The following is a 17,583-nucleotide window of genomic DNA, read 5'->3' as shown; positions in this document are numbered from 1 at the left end:
GCGCCTTATCGGCGGTCATGCCCCTTGTCGGACAGCGTGATGCGCGCGTCCCAGTTGCCCTCGTTCACCGTCGCCAGGACAAGGCGCAATATTAGATGGCGAACCGCTTCAAGCGCGTAGGTCGCATTGCGGTCCGCAAGCTCGCACAGGAACAGCGTCCGGTTCAACGCGGGCGAGATGATCGGGCGCGAATGCAACTGACCGCTGTCGATCAGTTCCCGCGCAAACAAATGGGTGCCGATGGCGCAGCCCAGGCCTTCGGCCAATGCACCCAGAATGCCCTGAACAGAGTTGAGTTGCAGCTGCGCCCGGTTTTCGACCTGTTTCAACATCGTGGTGTCGTCCAGCAACGCCCGCGCGGACAGGCCTTGCCGCAGGATGATCAAGGGCAGATCCAACATGTCTTCGAACGCAATCGGGTCATCTGTTGCACCGATGATACCGGGCTGGCCAACACACAACATGCGCTCTTCGAGAATCGGCTGCAACCGCAGGCGCGGGTCGTTGGGGGGGTTAAAGAGCACCGCGATGTCCACCTCCGATTCCATCAGGTGCAAAAGCGTCGCCCCTGACAGGCTTTCGGTGATGGACAGGCGCAAGCCGGGATAATCCGCCATAACCGACTTCATCAGCGGCACGCCGATGGCCTTGACCGCCGAATAGGCCATGCCAACGGACACGTCGCCGACCACGGCGCGGGATTCGTTGCGGATATCGGCCTCGGCGGCCTGCATCGCGCGCAGGATGGCGCGCGCGTGATCGTACAGCCGCTCTCCGGCGGCGGTCGGGGTCATGCCGCGCGCCCGTCGTGTGAACAGGGCGGTCGACAGGTTGGCTTCGAGGTTGGCGATATGATGGCTGAGCGCCGAAACCGCGATGTTCAAACGCTCAGACGCCTGACTGAGCGACCCCGTCTCATACACGGCGGTGAAATACCGAAGCTGACGGGAGTCCATGCCATGCTTTCTGTTTTTTAGAAAGATTACTTGAAAACACTGTAATTCCAGAATGGACCAAGGGGCAATAGGGTCGTCCGCAACAGAGGAGGCCGCTTATGCAACCGGGACTGAGACCGCTTGACGGTATTCGCGTGGTCGAGATGAGCCACATGATCATGGGGCCGTCGTGCGGCATGTTCCTGGGGTTTCTGGGGGCCGAGGTCATCAAGGTCGAACCGCCCGAGGGCGACAAGACCCGCCACCTGACCGGGATGGGGCGCGGGTTTTTCCCGACCTTCAACCGTGGCAAACGGTCGATCACGCTGGATCTGAAAGCGGATGCCGGGCGCGACGCCTTGGACCAATTGCTGTCGACGGCGGACGTGTTCGTTGAGAACTTCCGCGACAGTTCGCTGGCGAAAATGGGGTTTGCCCCGGAAGTGTTGCGGCAAAAATATCCGTCTCTGGTGGTCGCGTCGTGCAAGGGGTTCCTGCACGGACCGTATGAAAACCGCACCGCCATGGATGAGGTTGTCCAGATGATGACCGGCATGGCCTACATGACCGGTCCCAGCGGTCGGCCCTTGCGGATCGGGTCGTCGGCCAATGACATCATGGGCGGGCTGTTTGCGGCCTTTGGTGTCCTTGCGGCTCTGCTACAGCGGCAAAAGGACGGGAAAGGGCACAGCATCCGGGCCGGTCTGTTCGAAAACTGCCTGTTGCTGGTCGCGCAGCACATGGTGCAGTTCGACATTGAAGGCACCGAGGCGCCGCCGATGCCCGAACGGGTGTTTTCGTGGCCGGTCTACGACATCTTTGAAACCGTCGAGGGTCAGCCGATTTTTGTCGGTGCGGTGACAGAGGGTCAATGGACCAAGCTGTGCGAGGTGCTGGACTTGGCCGAGCTGCGCAACGATCCGCGCCTGCAAACGCGACCTGACCAGATCGAGGCGCGTGACTGGACGCTTCCGATCATTGCGGCGGCGATTGCCCGCAAAACGGCGGCGGATCTTCTGACCGGGTTCGAGGCGGCGGGCATTCCCTTCTCACCCATCGCGCGGCCGGCACAGATGTATGACGACCCCCATGTAACGCGGCCCGGCGGGTTGTTGACGTCTTCCCTGCCCGAGGGCGGTGACTTTCGCGCCCCCGGTCTGCCTCTGGAGGTGGACGGCGTGCCTTTGCAAGGCGGACAAGTCGACATCGCGGGGGTCGGCGACGACTCGGAAACGGTCCTGTCCGCGCTGGGCCTTGGCCGTGACGCGATCCGCAGGGCGACCGGTATCAGGGACGCGGCGGAATGAACCGGACGATGCATATCTATCCGGAAGACCGGGTGACGCTGCGCGAAGTCGGGCTGCGTGACGGCCTGCAACTGGTCCGGCAGTTCCCGTCGACGCAGGCGAAACGGGACTGGCTGCACCGCGAATACGCCGCCGGGGTCCGCCACTTTGAGATCGGGTCGTTCCTGCCGGCCAGCCGGATGCCGCAATTCGCAGACATCCGCGACCTGATCGAAGAGGTAGCGACTTTGCCCAAGGCGTTTTCCTCTGCCCTGACGCTGAATGAACGCGCCTTGTCCGATGCGATGCAGACCAAGGTCGACGAGGTCATCTGCGTGGTTTCGGCCACCGAGGATCACAGCCGCGCCAACATGCGCCGGTCGCGCGACGAGGCCGTGGCACTGGTAGCCTCGGCGCGCGAGGCCGCAGGTCCGGACGGCCCGTTGGTCAACGCCGGAATCGCCATGGCCTTTGGCTGTTCCATCTCCGGCGCGGTGGCGCAAACCGAGGTGCTGCGACTGGCCGAGGCCTGCCTGGACGCGGGGGCAGACGTGGTCGGCGTCGCTGACACGGTGGGTTACGCCGGCCCGCGGCAGATCTCGGCCATGTGCGACGCCTTGAACAGCCTGTGCGGGGACCGCCCATACACCGTCCATCTGCATGACACGCGCGGTATGGGGATCGCAAACGCAGCGGCGGCTTTGGATGCGGGGTGCAGGGTGCTGGACGGTGCGCTTGCCGGGCTGGGCGGCTGTCCCTTTGCACCGGGGGCCAGCGGCAACGTGGTGTTCGAAGACCTTGTCTTTCTTGCGGAAACCATGGGTTTGACCACCGGTATCGACCTCACGGCGCTGGTCGGCGTCCGCGACATACTGGCCGCCGAAATGCCCGGTGAAACTCTGCACGGCGCCTTGGCCGAGGCCGGAGCGCCAAACATCGACTGGGCTGCGTGACGCAGGCCCGCAACACACAGAACTCTGGGAGGAGAACCATGACACATTTGACCAAAGCCCTGATGGGCACCGCGCTTGGCCTGACGCTTGGCCTGTCGCTTGCCGGGGCCGCCGGGGCGGCTACGGAAATGCGGTGCAGCCACCAATTGCCGCCCGCGCATGCCGTGTCCAAGGTCATCGACCGGTGGGCGACCGAGGTGGAAACCCTGTCCAACGGCGAAATCGACGTTCAGATCTTTGGCGCGGACAGTCTGGTTGGCGCCAAGGAAAACATCGTCTCGACGGCCAAGGGCGACATCGAGTGCGCGTTTTCGGTGCAGTTCCAATGGGGCAAGACCCTGCCGATCATGACCGTCACCACCGCGCCCTATGCGTTTTCCGATCTTGCCATTTGGCGCAATTGGGACGGCTCCGACGCGGCCAACTTCCTTGAGGACAAACTGCGTGCCAAAGGGGTCGAAAACGTCGTCTGGCTGTTCCAGACAAACAGTTCGGTGTTCACCTCGAACGGAAAATTCCTGACGACCCCCGCCGATTTCGAGGGGTTGAAGGTGCGCGGGTTGACCCCGGCCTTTGACGCGGGCCTTGCCGCTTTGGGGGCCGCCCCCACCGCCTTGCCCGGCTCTGAGGTCTATCAGGCCTTGGCGACCGGCATTCTGGACGGCGCATTGACCGGCTCCGACGCCGCCGTATCGCGCAAATATTTCGAGGTGCAGGACCATTTCGTGGTCTCGCCTGTCATCTCGGTCTTTTTCCACGGCTACGTGAACCCTGCTTTCTACGCCGGTTTGTCCGACACCGCAAAAGCCGCGCTGGACGAGGCCGGGGCCAAGGCCGCGGTCTGGGCGGTGGATGCCGCAGAGGCGGGCATGGCCTCTGCCCCCGACGACCTGAAGGCAAAGGGCGTGCAGGTCCATGTCGCCACCGCCGAAGAGAATGCGGCGATGTCGGCGGTGATGCGCCCCGCCTTTGACAGCCGCTTCAACGACGATGATCCGGACAGCCAGACCTTGCTGGACCTGATCGACCAGCTGCGCAGCGGGTCGTAATGTCGGGCAGTGTTCCACAGGGGGCGGCGCGGGCCGCCTCCGTTCTTGGCCGGATCGCGGGGGCCCTGTCATGGACCTGTGGCGCACTGTCGGCGACGCTGATCCTCGGGGCTTTTGCCATCACGATCTACGCCGTCTTCATGCGTTACGTCCTCAGCATGGCGCCGCTCTGGTATGACGAAGTGACCGGCTGGTTGCTGGTCGCCTTGGTCAGTTTCGGCGCCGCCGAAGCCTATCGTCGCGGCGATCACATCGCCATTGACCTTCTCAGCGGCAAGCTGCGCGGCAAGGCCGGCAAGGCGCAGCGCCTGTTCGCCGATCTGGCGGTGCTGGTTCTGGCGGTGGTGCTGTTTCTCAGCACGTGGGAGGCGATCGCCTTTGCCCGCATGTTCGGCTCCTTCACCTCCGGCAATATCGAAATCGAATCCTGGTTACCGCAGCTCCCCTTGCTGGTCGCGGCGGGGATGCTGGGTCTGGTCGCCGTGGCCCGGTTTCTGCAAACATTGACAGGGCAAGAGACATGACAATCTTTCTGGTCTTTGCGGGGCTGATCCTGCTGCTGCTGACAGGTATGCCGATCTTCGCGGCGCTTGGCCTGACGGCAACCGCGATCCTGCTGCTGTTCGAAGGGCACATCGGGCCGGTGGCCGATACCGTCTATGCCCACCTGAACAAGCCGGTTCTGACAACGATCCCGCTGTTCGTGTTCATGGCGCAGATCATGATCAAGGCGCGGATTATCGACGATCTCTATGAGATGGCCCACACGGTCATCGGCCATGTCAGAGGCGGTCTTGGGGTCGCAACCGTCTTGTCCTGTACCATCTTTGCCGCGATTTCGGGCTCCTCCGTGGCGACGGCGCTGTCCATCGGGTCCAGTGCGATCCCGCAAATGAAACGCTTTGGCTATCCTGAACGCGATGCTCTTGGGGTGATCGCCGCTGGCGGCACTCTGGGCATCCTGATCCCGCCGTCTGGGCCGATGATCCTTTATGCCATTGTATCCGAGGCCAGCATCGGCGCGCTGTTCCTTGCGGGCATTGTGCCCGGCCTCCTGCTGGCGGTGATCTTTTCGCTATACTGCATGATCCACGCCGGAGACCGCAGTCAGGCAGACTGGGCGGGCTGGCCAAAGGTGGCCCGCGCGATGCGCAAGTCGATCTGGGCCGTCCTCGCCCCGCCGCTGGTGATGGGCGGGATCTACGCCGGGATATTCACCGCGTCCGAAGCAGCCGCATTTGGCTGTCTCTATGCGCTGGTCGTGGCCTTGGTGGTCTATCGGTCCTTGCCGCTGACCGTGCTGTGGGACTGCGCCTATCAGACCATGCGCACCTCGATGATGGTCTTCATGATCATCGCGGGCGCGGCCATGTTCGGGCATGCCATCACCATCATCCGCCTGCCCGTCGGCGTGACCGAAGCGGTGGCGGCCATGGGGCTATCCCCGCTGGTCTTCATCCTGATAGTCATGGCCCTGATCTTTGTCATGGGCATGTTCCTTGAATCCATCGCCATCATCCTGATCACGACCCCGATCCTGTTGCCGACCATGCATCTGCTGGACATCGACCTGATCTGGTACGGCGTCCTTTTGATGATCAACCTCGAACTGGCCATGATCACACCGCCCGTGGGAATGAACCTCTTCGTCATCAAGGGGATAACGGATGCCTCTTTGGGGCAGGTGGTTCGCGGCGCGGCCCCTTACGTTTTCCTGATGCTGATCGGGCTTGCGGTGCTGATTGCCGTGCCGGGGCTGGCCACGTGGCTGCCGTATTCAGCCGGGTTCGGCAGATAGCCCTTGGCTGGCCATTGCGCGCGGCGGCATCGACAACGGCATCGCGATTGGACAGGTCGCCGCGCAGCGCCTTGGCGGCCATTCTGAGCCAAGGGCGGCCGCCGGCCCCCGCCAAGATCCATACCCTCGCGGTAGGGCCGATTAACCGGGGCGCTGGGCTGTCCGGTAGAGGTTGACCTTTTAAGCCTTCGGCACGTGGTTTTTTAGGAAACATCCCCGTCCGTCTGTGGTTGCGACGGCAACGGCTTGGTTCTGCGCGATGTCCCACGCGTGCACTGGTCCTGGAAATCGCGAGATCCAGAGACGTAGTCAAAGATTTCCAGTGGGGTATTCGAAAAGTTGGTGCCCAGGAGAGGACTCGAACCTCCACGGCCTTGCGGCCACTGGCACCTGAAGCCAGCGCGTCTACCATTCCGCCACCTGGGCTCAGGTGCGTGACGACGGCGTTTACGCTTGCCTGCGCGGGGTGTCAACGCGGTTTTTCAAAGATTTTTCGCGCGGCAAACGGGCGCCTTGCCGGGGCGGCTTTGGCCCGGTATTCCTGCACCGCAAGCTTGGCTACAGGAGAGCCCCCCATGTCCAAACTCGTCACCATCTACGGCGGCTCGGGATTCGTCGGGCGTTATATCGCCCGCCGCATGGCCAAGGAGGGGTGGCGCGTGCGCGTCGCTGTCCGACGCCCCAATGAGGCGATCTTTGTGCGCCCCTACGGCGTTGTCGGCCAGGTAGAGCCGGTTTTCTGCAACATCCGCGACGATGACAGCGTCCGCAGCGTGATGCAGGGCGCGGATGCGGTGGTGAACTGCGTCGGTACTTTCGACAAATCCGGCAAGAACAACTTCGACGCGGTCCAGAATGAGGGCGCGGAACGAATCGCCCGCCTCGCCACAGAGGAAGGTGTCGGCCGGTTGGTGCATATTTCGGCCATCGGTGCCGATACCGAAGGCGCCAGCCTGTACGCCCAGAGCAAGGGCAACGGCGAAGAGGGCGTTCTGCAAAACTTTCCGCAGGCCGTCATCCTGCGTCCATCGGTGATTTTCGGCCCCGAGGATCAGTTTTTCAACCGCTTCGCCGGGATGACCCGTCTGGGGCCGGTTCTGCCGGTCGTCGGGGCGGACACCAAATTCCAGCCGGTCTACGTGGATGATGTGGCGCTTGCCGCCGTCAAGGGCGTGCTGGGAACGGCGCAGTCCGGCATCTATGAACTGGGCGGCCCGGAGGTCATGACCTTCCGCGCATTGATGCAGTTGATGCTGGAGGTGATCCGCCGCCGTCGCCTGATCCTGAACATCCCCTTCTTTGCGGCATCCGTGATCGGGTCGGTGTCGGATCTGGTGCAAAGTATCTCACTGGGACTGGTTCCGGCGCAGATTACCGCCGATCAGGTCCGCAGCCTGCGCCATGACAACGTGGTCTCGGCAGAGGCCAAGGGCTTTGCCGATCTGGGCATGACGCCCACTGCTGCGGCTGCGGTTCTGCCTGACTATCTCTGGCGCTTCCGTCCCTCGGGGCAGTATGACGCGATCAAGGAATCGGCCCAGAACCTGCGCCCGCACTGATCCCGCACTGATCCCGCAGGGCAGCCGGACAACGGCTGCCCGGCACCCGGACCACCTGAGCCCACTCAAAAATCGCCTTGCCTGACAGGTTTCAGACGTGCCGCTTCAGGTCCGTCAGGGTCGCGCCGTTACAGCAGCCCGGCGGCGGCGACGGGGACAGGGCAGTCTGTCCGGCCAGCCAGTTCTCACAGGCCGCGACAAGGGCGCATCCCCGGCAACGGATGACCATGTCCGCATAGGCGTCGGGCGCAAGACTGCCGGTCCGCATCGCCGCGTTCAGGTTCAGGCCCCTGACCCACGCGACGCCGCGCGTCATGAAGCAATGCCGGGCGGGATCGCCAAGCGTCAGGGGCATCACGTCTCTCCTAGGGCGCAGGATCTTGCATCGCGTCCTTCAACGCGGCAAGCCGTTTGCGGTTGATGCAGAGGTCCGGCAGCGGCCGGTCGCCCTCGACCGGGGCGTCCAGCCAGTGGCCACAGCCATCGGCCCATGTGCAGCCACGGCACCGGGACACGATCCGCGCCCAGCCATCCTGCGTCAGCAATCCGTCTTCGACGGCGCGCACAAGGTCCACGCCGGTGGCCTTGGCCATCCGTTGCACAAGCCAGTAATGCTCGACCTCATCGCCAAGGGGCTGCGGGGCGGGTGGGCGTGAACCGGTCATGGATCACCCCTGCTCCATGGCGCGAAACAGGGCCGCGTTGCGACAGTACGCCGGCCCATCCAGAGCCGGTTCCGTCCGGGTTTCCAGCCAGTGTTCACAGGCATCGGCAGAGGTGCAGGCGGTACAGCGCAGCACCGCGTCCTCCAGTTCCGAGAACGTCAGCCTGCCGCGCAGCATCTGCTCTTCAAGATCGACGCCGCGGGCCTGTGCCATTTCATCGACCAGCGCCGCGTGCCGTTTGAGTGTGGTCTGACTTTGCATGAGTCCGTCCCCTTGGTCCTGATCCGATAGGGGCAGGATGACGGCTCGGGGCTTGGGCTGCCTTGATACAGGTCAACGTGGCGTCAGCGGGCCTATTGCGCCGCCAGCGCCTTGGCGGTGTCAGCCACGATTTGCAGGCGGGCGGCATTGGGCGGATGGCTGCCAAGGAACCTGTTGCCCGGATCAGGGATGCGGGCAAAGAAAGCCGCGCCGTTCACCGGGTCAAACCCCGCGCGATAGGCGATGATGGTGCCCAACTGGTCGGCTTCCAGCTCAAACTCCTTGGAATAGGTGCGCGCGCCCACGGCGGCCCCCAGCTGTTCGGCATTGCGCACCGCCTCGGCCTCGGCCCCGCTGATGGCGGCGATCCCGGCAAAGACCACCGCGCCGATGGTGGCGCTTTCGCGGGTCTTGGCCAGATGATCCTGAATGTGATGCGCCGCCTCGTGCCCCATGACAAAGGCCAGTTCGTCGGCGTTGCGGACCGAATTGATCATGCCGATGTTGAAGGCCAGAATCGGCCGCCCATAGCGGTCCAATGTCTGAAAGGCGTTGGGCGCCAGATTGGGCCGGTCGTCGACGACAATCTGAAAATCGCAGTTCAGCCCCGTGGTGCGCTTGCGGCACTCGCGTTCCGCCACCGGTTCGACCGTCTGGACAACCTCGACAAATTGCCGGGCGGCGCGATTGGCGCGCAACTGCGCCTCCGATCCTCCGGCGACAGAGGGCGCAGGGGTCGGCAGAGACATCGGCGCGCAGGCCGAGAGCAGCGCAAAGGCGAAAAGCAGGGTCAGGCGATACATGAACGGTCCAGACAGCGAGGAGTGCAAGGAATACCTAGGCTGCATTCGCTCCCTGCGCCAGACGGTCACGTTCACTTGGCGGTGTTGCGCCGGTGCCCTAAGTCCAGAACATGCCTGAAAAGCTCACCGTCCTCTACAACGACACCTGCCCGATCTGCTCGCGTGAGGTCGACGGCTATCGCTGCATGACCCCGCGCGCGGGGGCAAAGATCACCTATTGCGGCCTCTCCGCCACAGGTCATATGGATCACGGGCTGACAGAGGACGCGGCGGCGCGGAGGTTTCATGTGATCCATGACGGTGTGTTGCTCAGCGGGATGCCTGCCTTTGTCGCGCTCTGGGATCAGATGCCGCGCCTGCGCTGGCTGGCATGGCTGGTGCGGCGACCGGGCCTGCGGCAACTGACCGTGGCGCTGTATGATCACTTGGTGGGCCCAATGCTCTACCGGATGCACCTGCGCCGCACGCGCCGTCAGAATTCGGTTTCCGGCCCCGCCGGGTCGCGATAAGCTGCGCATATGTTCAGTGTAGAGCACGATTTCGACGCCACCGTTGTGACCCTTGTGGATGAGGGCAAAGCGCCTCTGAAAGAGGACGTTGTCATCTCCAGCTTTGAGGAATGCGTGACGGTCGAACAATACGACCCGCGCACCGACCGGGTGGAAAAGATCACCCTGTCGATTTCCCAGATGCACGACCTTGTCGCCGCCGTCAGCATGCCCGAAGGGGTCTACCGCCGGGGCGACTGACCGCGTTACTCCGCGATCCGGAACAGCTTGTCGCGTGAGGTGTCGCCGCGCACCAGCTCCAACCGGCTTTTCGGGACACCCAGCGCCTTGGCCAGCAGCTTGATCACCGCCGCGTTGGCCTTGCCGCCCTCTGGCACGGTGGTCACGGTTACGCGCAGCCCGGTGTCGTCCCGCAGGACGGCGTTGCGCGCCGCCTTGGGCGTGACGCGCACGGCCAATGTGGTTCCGGGGAGGGCGAGGTCGCTCAGATCGGGCCGTTTCATGGCCCTCCGCATACAGGCTGTGTGGCGATGCGCAACAAAAGCGGTTGAATCCCGCGCCGCGTGGCCTGACATATCACGCCAGTGACCGAAGGAGACGCCATGCCCACCCCAAATCCCGCCGCGATGGAGTTTCTGCTCAGCCGCCGCTCACGCCCTGCCAAGACACTGACCGGCCCCGCCCCGGACGACGCGGCGCTGATGCCGCTGCTGACGGCGGCGGCGCGCACCCCCGACCATGGCAAGCTGGAGCCGTGGCGCTTTATCGTGCTGCGCGAGGGCGCGCTGCGGCGGCTGGCGGGTGAGGTCGCGGCCTGCGGCGAACGGCTGGGCAAAAGCGCCGAGGACATCGCCAAGGCGCGCGATGCCTATGACCGCAGCCCGCTGGCCGTGGCGGTGGTCGAGGTGCAGGTGGACAGCCCCAAGATCCCGGCGCTGGAACAGACCTATTCCGCCGGGGCCGCCTGTCTGGCGCTGCTGAACGCGGCGCTGGCCTCTGGCTGGGGGGCGAACTGGCTGTCGGGCTGGGCCAGCCATGACCGCGGCTTTGTCGAAGGCGCGCTGGGTCTGGCCCCGCATGAGAAAATCGCGGGCCTGATCCATATCGGCACAGAGGGGTCGGCTCCGCCCGAACGCCCGCGCCCGGATATCGCGGCCATCACCACATGGGTTTCGGAATGATCTTCGACGCGGTGTCGCGGGCCATCGCGCAACTGCCGGACCCGCGCTTTCGCGGCGTGCTGCTCCGCGGGATCGGCATCACCCTTGCGGCGCTGATCGCGGCGATCTTCGTGGTTTTTCAGGCGGTCGGCTGGCTGATCGGCGACAATCCTAGCCTGCCGTGGATCGGCAATGTGTCCTGGCTGGACGATGCCGCCAGCTGGGCCTCTGTGCCGGTGATGCTGGTGTTCTCGGCCTTCCTGATGATCCCGGTCGCCTCGGCCATCACCTCGCTGTTTCTCGAAGAGGTCGCGCAGGCGGTCGAGGACCGCCACTACCCCGGCCTCGGCCCCGCTGCCCCGGTCAGCCTTGCCGACGGGCTGCGCGATTCGCTGGGGTTTCTGGGTACGCTGATCGTGGCCAACCTGCTGGCGCTTGTGGTCTACCTGCTCTTTGCCCCGCTTGCGCCGTTCATCTTCTGGGCGCTTAACGGGTTCCTGCTGGGGCGGGAATATTTCACCCTCGCCGCCATGCGCCGGGTGGGCCGCGCCGAGGCGCGCAGGCTGCGCCGCCGCCACGTCGCCGCGATCTGGGCCACCGGGGTGATCATGGCCGTGCCGCTGACCATCCCGGTCGTCAACCTGCTGGTGCCGGTCTTGGGCGCCGCCGCCTTCACCCATGTGTTTCACCGGGTGACCTCCGGGCGCTGACCCCTGAGGTTTCTTCTCTGTCCAAATACCCCCTTGGGCGGCGACCGCAGCAACCGGGCGGTCCGTCCGATGACGGGTGCTCGGCAGGACGCGCCCCGCGCCTCACTTGACGTGCGACGTGCCGTCCATCCGGTTGAACATCCAGCCGTCGATGTCGCGCACCGTGATTACCTCGAAGATGATGATCGAGGCGACGACGGCCCAGATCACCGCCGCAATTGCGGTGGTGATCCATGCCTTGCGCTTGAGGTTATGAACCTCGGGGCTGCCGGCATGGGTGCCGGGCACCACCTCGCCCACGTCGCCCTGCGTCTTCAGCCGGATCGGGATCGCGACCAGAAAGGTCATGAACCAGATCACCGCATACAGCACGATCCCCGAGGTAATGCCCATCAGACCTGCTCCAGCTCGACAAGGCAGCCGTTGAAATCCTTCGGGTGCAGGAACAGCACCGGCTTGCCATGTGCGCCAATCTTCGGCTCGCCGGTGCCCAGCACCCGCGCGCCGGTTTCCTTCAGGTGATCACGCGCGGCAATGATGTCATCGACCTCATAGCAGACATGGTGAATCCCGCCCGAGGGGTTCTTTTCCAGAAACCCGTTGATCGGAGAGTTCTCTCCCAGCGGATACAGCAGCTCGATCTTGGTGTTGGGCAGTTCGATGAAGATCACCGTCACCCCATGGTCCGGTTCGTCCTGCGGTGCGCCCACCTTGGCCCCCAGAGCGGTGCGATACTGCGCTGCGGCGGCGTCAAGGTCGGGCACGGCGATGGCCACGTGATTCAGGCGTCCGATCATCTCAATTACTCCATGGCAAGGGTTGCCAGAGGTTATGGCGCTAAGGCCACCACCGGACAAGACGGTGCGACCCTTAACCGCTTGTTCACCGTGTCACGCCAATCTGGTGAGCGACTCGTAAAGGAGCGCCTGCCATGGACGACACAAAAAAGCTTTCGCCGCATCTGCGTCCCACCGCGACGCGACCCCTGTTGGGGCTGACGATCCTCGTGGTCGAGGACAGCCGATATTCCTGCGACGCCATGCGCCTGCTCTGCCTGCGCTCGGGCGCGCGCATCCGCCGGGCGGATTGCCTGAAATCGGCCCGGCGCCATTTGCAGGTCTACCGCCCCAGCGTCGTGGTCATCGACCTTGGCCTGCCGGACGGGTCCGGGGCCGAACTGATCGCCGAACTCGGCGTCGCCTGTCCGCGCGTCGATGTGATCCTTGGCACCAGCGGCGACAGCTTTGCCGAAGAGGTGGCCATTGCCGCCGGGGCGGACGGGTTCCTGCCCAAACCGGTGTCCTCTGTTGTCGCCTTCCAGAACGCGATCCTCAGCGCCCTGCCGATCGAACGGCGGCCAACCGGCCCGCGCCTTGTCTGCGATGAACCTGTCCTGCCCGATCCGCTGGCCTACCGCGATGATATGGCCCATGCCGCTGACGTGCTCTCGGTCGTGCGGGCCGATGAGCGCAATCTGACCTACCTGACACAGTTTCTTGCCGGGGTGGCCCGCAGCGCCGGGGACGGCGTGCTGCAAAAGGCGGCAGAGGATCTGGCCGATGCCCGCGCCGCCGGGCAGCCGGTCACGTCCAACCTCGCCCGCGTCTCTGCGCTGGTGCAGGACCGGGTGGCCGACCGCATGGCGATCTGATCCGCCGTTACAGCAATAGCCCCGGATCTTCGCCCATGTCCAGACCGGGAAAGATCGTGGCTTCCAGCGCGGTACGCTCGACCCCGTAAAGACCGCGCAACAGCCACGCCAGATGCGCCCGCAGGTCGCGCGTCGGCATGACATCGCGGCGCTTGTACAGCGCCGCCTCGTCCAGTCCCGGCCAGTCGGTGATCACCCGCCCGCCGCGCAGCGCGCCGCCCGCCAGCACCATCACCCCGCCAGAGCCGTGATCGGTGCCGCCGGTGCCGTTCCAGCGCGCGGTGCGGCCAAACTCTGTCACCGCAACCACGGTTGTCTGGCCCCAGGCCGCGGCTCCCAACGTCTCTTTCAGCGTGGTGATCGACTGCGCCAGTTGCGTCAACGCGCGCGGCAGGCTGCGGGCCTGCGCCTTGTGCGTGTCCCATCCGGTCAGCGAATAACAGGCGATCCGCGCCGCGCCACGCAACTGCTCACCGGCAAAGCGCGCCAGCGCCGCGCCGGGCCTCCGACGGTCCTTGCCGCTCATCATGTCGTCCCGCATGGCGGCCATCATGTCGCCCATGCCGCCGGTAAATTCCACACCGTCGCCATCGCCCCCGGCAAGGGCCATGGCGGTGTCCAGCGCCGCCGCCATCGCCGGGTCGGACTGCATCACCCGCCGGGTCAGCAGGATCGCCTGCGGCGACAGCCGCAGGTCGGCCTCCGGGGTCCAGCGGTTCACCTGCGCCGGGCCTTGCAGGATGCGCAGCGGCTCGCCGCCGATGGCATAGGCGGTCTCGGCGGTGGCATCCGGCATCCGCTGCACCAGCCGGTTCAGCCAGCCATCCCCCGGCAGCGGCGCGTCAGAGGCGGCAACCCCCGCCTCCAGCAGGTCCTGCCCGTCGAAATGGCTGCGCTTGTCGCGATAGGGGATCGACACCGCATGGGCAAAGGCCAGCGCGCCGGCCTGCCACAGCGGGGTCAGCGGCGCCAGCGCGCCGTGCATGGCAAACCGCCCGTCCAGATCAATCGCCCCGCCGCCGTCCAGATCCAGCGCGGGCCGTCCCAGCGCGGCGAAATCCGGGTCGCCGTAGGGGCTGACCGCATCCAGCCCGTCCATGCCGCCGCGCAGAATGATCACCACCAGCCGGTGATCGCCCGGCGTCGCGGCAAAGCTGACCGGCGTGACCAGCGGGCTGGCGGCCAGGGAACAGCCCAGCGCGGCGCTGCGGGTCAGGAATCTCCGTCTGTCCATGCTCTACATCCTCTGAAACGCGGGGGAGGCCAGCACCACACCGATCCCGTCGGCGCGGGTCTCGGCGGCACTGGCGGCGAAACGCACCTCTGCGGGCGCGCGCGCGCCCAGCGCGGTCTCGACGAAATCGCGCGGGTCGGGCAGGGCGTCCAGCATCAGTTGCGGCAGGGTAAATCCCCATTGCAGCCGCGCGGCCAGCCCCTGCGGCGTGATCCATGCCTCATCCGCCTCCGGCAGCCCGTCCGGCCCCGGCGGCTCTTGCCAGACCTGCCCCATCAGGCGCAGCGGCTCCATCAGCAACATCTGCGCGCGGGTGGCCAGCGCCTTGGGCGGCACATCCAGCGCGCGGCAGGCCGAGGCGATATAATCCAGCGGCATCTTGGCATTGCCGGGGGCCGGGTCCCATGCGGCGGGATGGTCCAGCATGGCGCGGTACACCTCTGGCAGGTCGCCGCCGGTCTCGCGCCAGACCCCGGCCATGGCCGTGACCAGCGCCGGATCGGGGGTGTCGCGCACGAAATGTACCGCCAGCTTGTGCGCGATATGATCCGCGGTGGCCGGATGGCGGGCCAGATCGCGCAGCGCGGCGTGGATGTCCTCCACCACGGCTGGCCCGCCGCCATAGGAGCGGCCCAGCACCGTCTCCGCCCCCGGTTCGGCCAGGGCCGTGCGAAACACGGTGCCCGCATCGGGGGTAAAGGTCAGCCCGGTCAGCAGTTCCGCCAATTGTCGAACGTCATCCTGTGAGTAGGGCCCGTTCACGCCCAGCGTGTGCAGTTCCAGCAGTTCCCGTGCGAGATTCTCATTCATGCCGACTTTGCCGGGATGGCGCTGGGCCTGTGGCGAGTTTGGCCCGGCCGAGGCCTGTTGGTCCAGATAGTGCAGCATCAGGGGATGGGTGGCGGCGGCGATCAGCATGTCCTCGAACCGCCCGGCCAGATGCGGACGGATGGCCGATTCGATATAGGGCGAGGTCGACACCTGCATCACGTTGGCCTTGCCGCGCGCGGTGAAATGATCGGCCCAAAAGCTTTCAAGCCGCTCGCGCAGGGGGGTGTCGCTGGTGATCCGCCGTGCCACGTGGGACACCAGCCAGCCGACCCGCGCGGTGCGCCCGGTCTGGGTGATCTTGATGATGCCGCGATGCGCCGCGTCCGCCTGCGGCGTGCCCTTTTCCTGATTGCGAATCCGGCCCAGCGCAAAAGTCGGCGACAGGCGGGTGGCCAGAAACGTCTCGTAGGTTTCGATGGGGTGCGCGGCGGCGGCGCTGTCGGGCGCGGTCAGCCCGGCCAGCAGCGCCGCAACGCTGTCGGGGGCGGCGATCCGGGGGGATCGACCGCACCCAAACCGGATATCGGCAAGTACGGGATCGAACATGGGGCTGCCTCAACACTGTTGCCGTCAGTGTAGAGGATGCGGGGCAAAGATGCATGGCCCCGCACGGCAGTGTGACCGCCGGGTCGGCGGAAAGGTGCCTTGGGTCGCGGTCAGTCCTGCGGAATGACGCGCAGGCCCAGTTCCATAAGCTGCTCCGAGGACGGATCGGAGGGCGCGCTCATCATCAGGTCTTCGGCGCGCTGGTTCATCGGGAACATGATGACCTCGCGGATGTTCGACGTGCCCGCCAGCAGCATCACGATCCGGTCGATGCCCGCAGCGCAGCCACCGTGCGGCGGCGCGCCGTAGTGGAACGCGTTGAACAGCGCGCCAAAGCGCGATTTGACCTCATCGGCACCGTAACCGGCAATCTCGAACGCCTTCAGCATCACCTCGGGCTTGTGGTTGCGGATCGCGCCGGACACCAGCTCATAGCCGTTGCAGGCCAGATCGTACTGAAAGCCTTTGACCGCCAGCGGATCGGCCTCCAGCGCCGCCATCCCGCCCTGCGGCATGGAAAACGGGTTGTGCTCAAAGTCGATTTCGCCGGTTTCCTCGTCCTTTTCGTAGATCGGGAAATCCACGATCCACGCAAAGGCAAAGCGGTTCTCGTCGGTCAGCTTCAGTTCGGTGCCCAGCACATCCCGCGCCTTGCCCGCCACCCGCTGGAACGCCGCCGGTTTGCCGCCAAGGAAAAACGCGGCGTCGCCGACACCAAGGTCCAGCTGCTGGCGGATCGCCTCGGTCCGCTCCGGGCCGATGTTTTTCGCCAGCGGGCCAGCGGCCTCGATGCCCTCGCCCTGATCACGCCAAAAGATGTAGCCCATCCCAGGCAGCCCCTCCTTCTGCGCCCACGCGTTCATGCGGTCACAGAACTTGCGCGACCCGCCACCGGGGGCGGGAATGGCGCGGATCTCGGTGCCGTCCTGCTCCAGCAGCTTGGCGAAGATCGCGAAACCGGAGCCTGCGAAATGCTCGGACACAACCTGCATCTCGATCGGGTTGCGCAGGTCGGGCTTGTCGGTGCCGTATTTCAGCGCCGCCTCGGCATAGGGGATCTGCGGCCAGCTTTCGGGCGCGTCCACAGCCTTGCCGCCGCCGAACTCTTCGAAGATGCCCGCGATCACCGGCGAAACGGTGTCGAACACGTCCTGCTGGGTGACAAAGCTCATCTCGACGTCCAACTGGTAGAAATCGGTCGGCGAGCGGTCGGCGCGCGGGTCCTCGTCGCGGAAGCAGGGCGCGATCTGGAAATACTTGTCAAAGCCCGAGACCATGATCAACTGCTTGAACTGCTGCGGCGCCTGCGGCAGCGCGTAGAACTTGCCCGGATGCAGGCGCGACGGCACAAGGAAGTCGCGCGCGCCCTCGGGGCTGGACGCGGTGATGATCGGCGTCTGGTACTCGCGGAACTCTTTGTCCCACATCCGGCGACGGATCGAGGCAACGACATCCGACCGCAGCGTCATGGATTTCTGCATCGCCTCGCGGCGCAGGTCCAGATAGCGGTACTTCAGGCGGGTTTCCTCGGGGTATTCCTGATCGCCGAAGACGATCAGCGGCAGTTCGTCCGCTGCGCCCAGCACTTCCAGATCACGGACATAGACCTCGATCTCGCCGGTCGGCAGCTTGG

General features: G+C 65.3%; 22 protein-coding genes and 1 tRNA gene. 11 read left to right on the top strand and 12 right to left on the bottom strand.

Annotated features, from left to right (window positions below):
• Window positions 1-5: 5 nt before the first annotated feature.
• Window positions 6-956, bottom strand: coding sequence for a LysR family transcriptional regulator (locus tag ACN0S5_RS02245; protein ID WP_417205554.1), 951 nt, complete (start codon window positions 954-956; stop codon window positions 6-8).
• 98 nt (window positions 957-1,054) lie between these two features.
• Here ACN0S5_RS02245 and ACN0S5_RS02240 point away from each other — a divergent pair, with 98 nt between their 5' ends.
• From ACN0S5_RS02240 to ACN0S5_RS02220, 5 genes are read left to right on the top strand one after another with little or no spacing between them, the layout of a single operon-like run.
• On the top strand, window positions 1,055-2,242 hold the full coding sequence (locus tag ACN0S5_RS02240; RefSeq protein ID WP_417205552.1) for a CaiB/BaiF CoA transferase family protein: 1,188 nt from the start codon (window positions 1,055-1,057) through the stop codon (window positions 2,240-2,242).
• Window positions 2,239-3,174 carry a hydroxymethylglutaryl-CoA lyase gene (locus tag ACN0S5_RS02235; protein WP_417205550.1) on the top strand — a complete coding sequence of 312 codons (936 nt, stop codon included), beginning with the start codon at window positions 2,239-2,241 and terminating at the stop codon, window positions 3,172-3,174. Before ACN0S5_RS02240 ends, ACN0S5_RS02235 begins: the two co-directional genes overlap by 4 nt.
• Window positions 3,175-3,212: 38 nt before the next feature.
• Entirely contained in the window at window positions 3,213-4,223 is a 1,011-nt protein-coding gene (gene dctP / locus ACN0S5_RS02230) for a TRAP transporter substrate-binding protein DctP (RefSeq protein WP_417205548.1), read from the top strand.
• The gene (locus tag ACN0S5_RS02225) at window positions 4,223-4,747 is read left to right on the top strand and encodes a TRAP transporter small permease (RefSeq protein WP_417205546.1); all 525 of its coding nucleotides are present in this window, start codon (window positions 4,223-4,225) and stop codon (window positions 4,745-4,747) included. Before dctP ends, ACN0S5_RS02225 begins: the two co-directional genes overlap by 1 nt.
• Window positions 4,744-6,021: a TRAP transporter large permease gene (locus tag ACN0S5_RS02220; protein ID WP_417205544.1), complete on the top strand. Its 1,278-nt coding sequence runs from the start codon at window positions 4,744-4,746 to the stop codon at window positions 6,019-6,021. Before ACN0S5_RS02225 ends, ACN0S5_RS02220 begins: the two co-directional genes overlap by 4 nt.
• Before the next feature lie 340 nt (window positions 6,022-6,361).
• Here the strand turns inward: ACN0S5_RS02220 and ACN0S5_RS02215 are convergent.
• Window positions 6,362-6,447 (bottom strand) — tRNA-Leu (locus ACN0S5_RS02215).
• A gap of 149 nt (window positions 6,448-6,596) precedes the next feature.
• On the opposite strand from ACN0S5_RS02215, the gene ACN0S5_RS02210 reads away from it, so the two are divergent.
• Window positions 6,597-7,580 carry a complex I NDUFA9 subunit family protein gene (locus ACN0S5_RS02210; RefSeq protein ID WP_417205542.1) on the top strand — a complete coding sequence of 328 codons (984 nt, stop codon included), beginning with the start codon at window positions 6,597-6,599 and terminating at the stop codon, window positions 7,578-7,580.
• 91 nt (window positions 7,581-7,671) lie between these two features.
• Here ACN0S5_RS02210 and ACN0S5_RS02205 read toward each other — a convergent pair whose 3' ends face one another.
• The 4 genes from ACN0S5_RS02205 to ACN0S5_RS02190 form a co-directional block, all read right to left on the bottom strand.
• A complete protein-coding gene (locus tag ACN0S5_RS02205; RefSeq protein WP_417205540.1) occupies window positions 7,672-7,935 on the bottom strand; it encodes a DUF6455 family protein in 264 nt (87 codons plus the stop codon).
• A 10-nt stretch (window positions 7,936-7,945) separates the two neighbouring features.
• Window positions 7,946-8,245, bottom strand: a complete 300-nt coding sequence (locus ACN0S5_RS02200; protein ID WP_417205539.1) for a DUF6455 family protein — start codon at window positions 8,243-8,245, stop codon at window positions 7,946-7,948.
• A gap of 3 nt (window positions 8,246-8,248) precedes the next feature.
• On the bottom strand, window positions 8,249-8,506 hold the full coding sequence (locus ACN0S5_RS02195; RefSeq protein ID WP_417205537.1) for a DUF6455 family protein: 258 nt from the start codon (window positions 8,504-8,506) through the stop codon (window positions 8,249-8,251).
• 92 nt (window positions 8,507-8,598) lie between these two features.
• Window positions 8,599-9,309 (bottom strand): M48 family metallopeptidase, encoded by a 711-nt coding sequence (locus ACN0S5_RS02190; RefSeq protein ID WP_417205535.1) that lies wholly within the window; start codon window positions 9,307-9,309, stop codon window positions 8,599-8,601.
• 110 nt (window positions 9,310-9,419) lie between these two features.
• Between ACN0S5_RS02190 and ACN0S5_RS02185 the strand changes: the two genes are divergently transcribed.
• Both ACN0S5_RS02185 and ACN0S5_RS02180 read left to right on the top strand, forming a co-directional pair.
• Window positions 9,420-9,818 (top strand): thiol-disulfide oxidoreductase DCC family protein, encoded by a 399-nt coding sequence (locus ACN0S5_RS02185; protein ID WP_417205534.1) that lies wholly within the window; start codon window positions 9,420-9,422, stop codon window positions 9,816-9,818.
• Between the two features lie 9 nt (window positions 9,819-9,827).
• Window positions 9,828-10,058 (top strand): hypothetical protein, encoded by a 231-nt coding sequence (locus ACN0S5_RS02180; protein ID WP_417205532.1) that lies wholly within the window; start codon window positions 9,828-9,830, stop codon window positions 10,056-10,058.
• Between the two features lie 5 nt (window positions 10,059-10,063).
• Here ACN0S5_RS02180 and ACN0S5_RS02175 read toward each other — a convergent pair whose 3' ends face one another.
• On the bottom strand, window positions 10,064-10,321 hold the full coding sequence (locus ACN0S5_RS02175) for a DUF167 domain-containing protein (protein ID WP_417205530.1): 258 nt from the start codon (window positions 10,319-10,321) through the stop codon (window positions 10,064-10,066).
• Between the two features lie 99 nt (window positions 10,322-10,420).
• On the opposite strand from ACN0S5_RS02175, the gene ACN0S5_RS02170 reads away from it, so the two are divergent.
• Both ACN0S5_RS02170 and ACN0S5_RS02165 read left to right on the top strand, forming a co-directional pair.
• Complete coding sequence (locus tag ACN0S5_RS02170) at window positions 10,421-10,999, top strand: nitroreductase family protein (RefSeq protein WP_417205528.1); 579 nt, start codon at window positions 10,421-10,423, stop codon at window positions 10,997-10,999.
• Entirely contained in the window at window positions 10,996-11,688 is a 693-nt protein-coding gene (locus tag ACN0S5_RS02165; RefSeq protein ID WP_417205526.1) for an EI24 domain-containing protein, read from the top strand. The genes ACN0S5_RS02170 and ACN0S5_RS02165 overlap by 4 nt, the downstream gene beginning before the upstream one ends.
• 102 nt (window positions 11,689-11,790) lie before the next feature.
• Here the strand turns inward: ACN0S5_RS02165 and ACN0S5_RS02160 are convergent, their stop codons facing one another.
• Both ACN0S5_RS02160 and mce read right to left on the bottom strand, forming a co-directional pair.
• Window positions 11,791-12,081, bottom strand: coding sequence for a DUF1467 family protein (locus ACN0S5_RS02160; protein WP_417205525.1), 291 nt, complete (start codon window positions 12,079-12,081; stop codon window positions 11,791-11,793).
• Entirely contained in the window at window positions 12,081-12,485 is a 405-nt protein-coding gene (gene mce, locus ACN0S5_RS02155; RefSeq protein WP_323767368.1) for a methylmalonyl-CoA epimerase, read from the bottom strand. Before mce ends, ACN0S5_RS02160 begins: the two co-directional genes overlap by 1 nt.
• Window positions 12,486-12,619: 134 nt before the next feature.
• On the opposite strand from mce, the gene ACN0S5_RS02150 reads away from it, so the two are divergent.
• Entirely contained in the window at window positions 12,620-13,339 is a 720-nt protein-coding gene (locus ACN0S5_RS02150) for a response regulator (RefSeq protein WP_417205523.1), read from the top strand.
• Between the two features lie 7 nt (window positions 13,340-13,346).
• Here the strand turns inward: ACN0S5_RS02150 and ACN0S5_RS02145 are convergent, their stop codons facing one another.
• The 3 genes from ACN0S5_RS02145 to aspS form a co-directional block, all read right to left on the bottom strand.
• Complete coding sequence (locus tag ACN0S5_RS02145) at window positions 13,347-14,573, bottom strand: DUF1501 domain-containing protein (protein WP_417205521.1); 1,227 nt, start codon at window positions 14,571-14,573, stop codon at window positions 13,347-13,349.
• Between the two features lie 3 nt (window positions 14,574-14,576).
• Window positions 14,577-15,950 (bottom strand): DUF1800 domain-containing protein, encoded by a 1,374-nt coding sequence (locus tag ACN0S5_RS02140; protein ID WP_417205519.1) that lies wholly within the window; start codon window positions 15,948-15,950, stop codon window positions 14,577-14,579.
• Window positions 15,951-16,060: 110 nt separating this feature from the next.
• Window positions 16,061-17,583 (bottom strand): aspartate--tRNA ligase (aspS, locus tag ACN0S5_RS02135; RefSeq protein ID WP_417205517.1); only part of this gene is annotated, 1,523 nt, incomplete at its 5' end.

This window comes from Antarctobacter sp., from assembly GCF_048262615.1.
Classification (GTDB): domain Bacteria; phylum Pseudomonadota; class Alphaproteobacteria; order Rhodobacterales; family Rhodobacteraceae; genus Antarctobacter.
The sequence above is the reverse complement of the archived record's forward strand: the minus strand, read 5'-3'. Positions and strand labels throughout refer to the sequence as shown.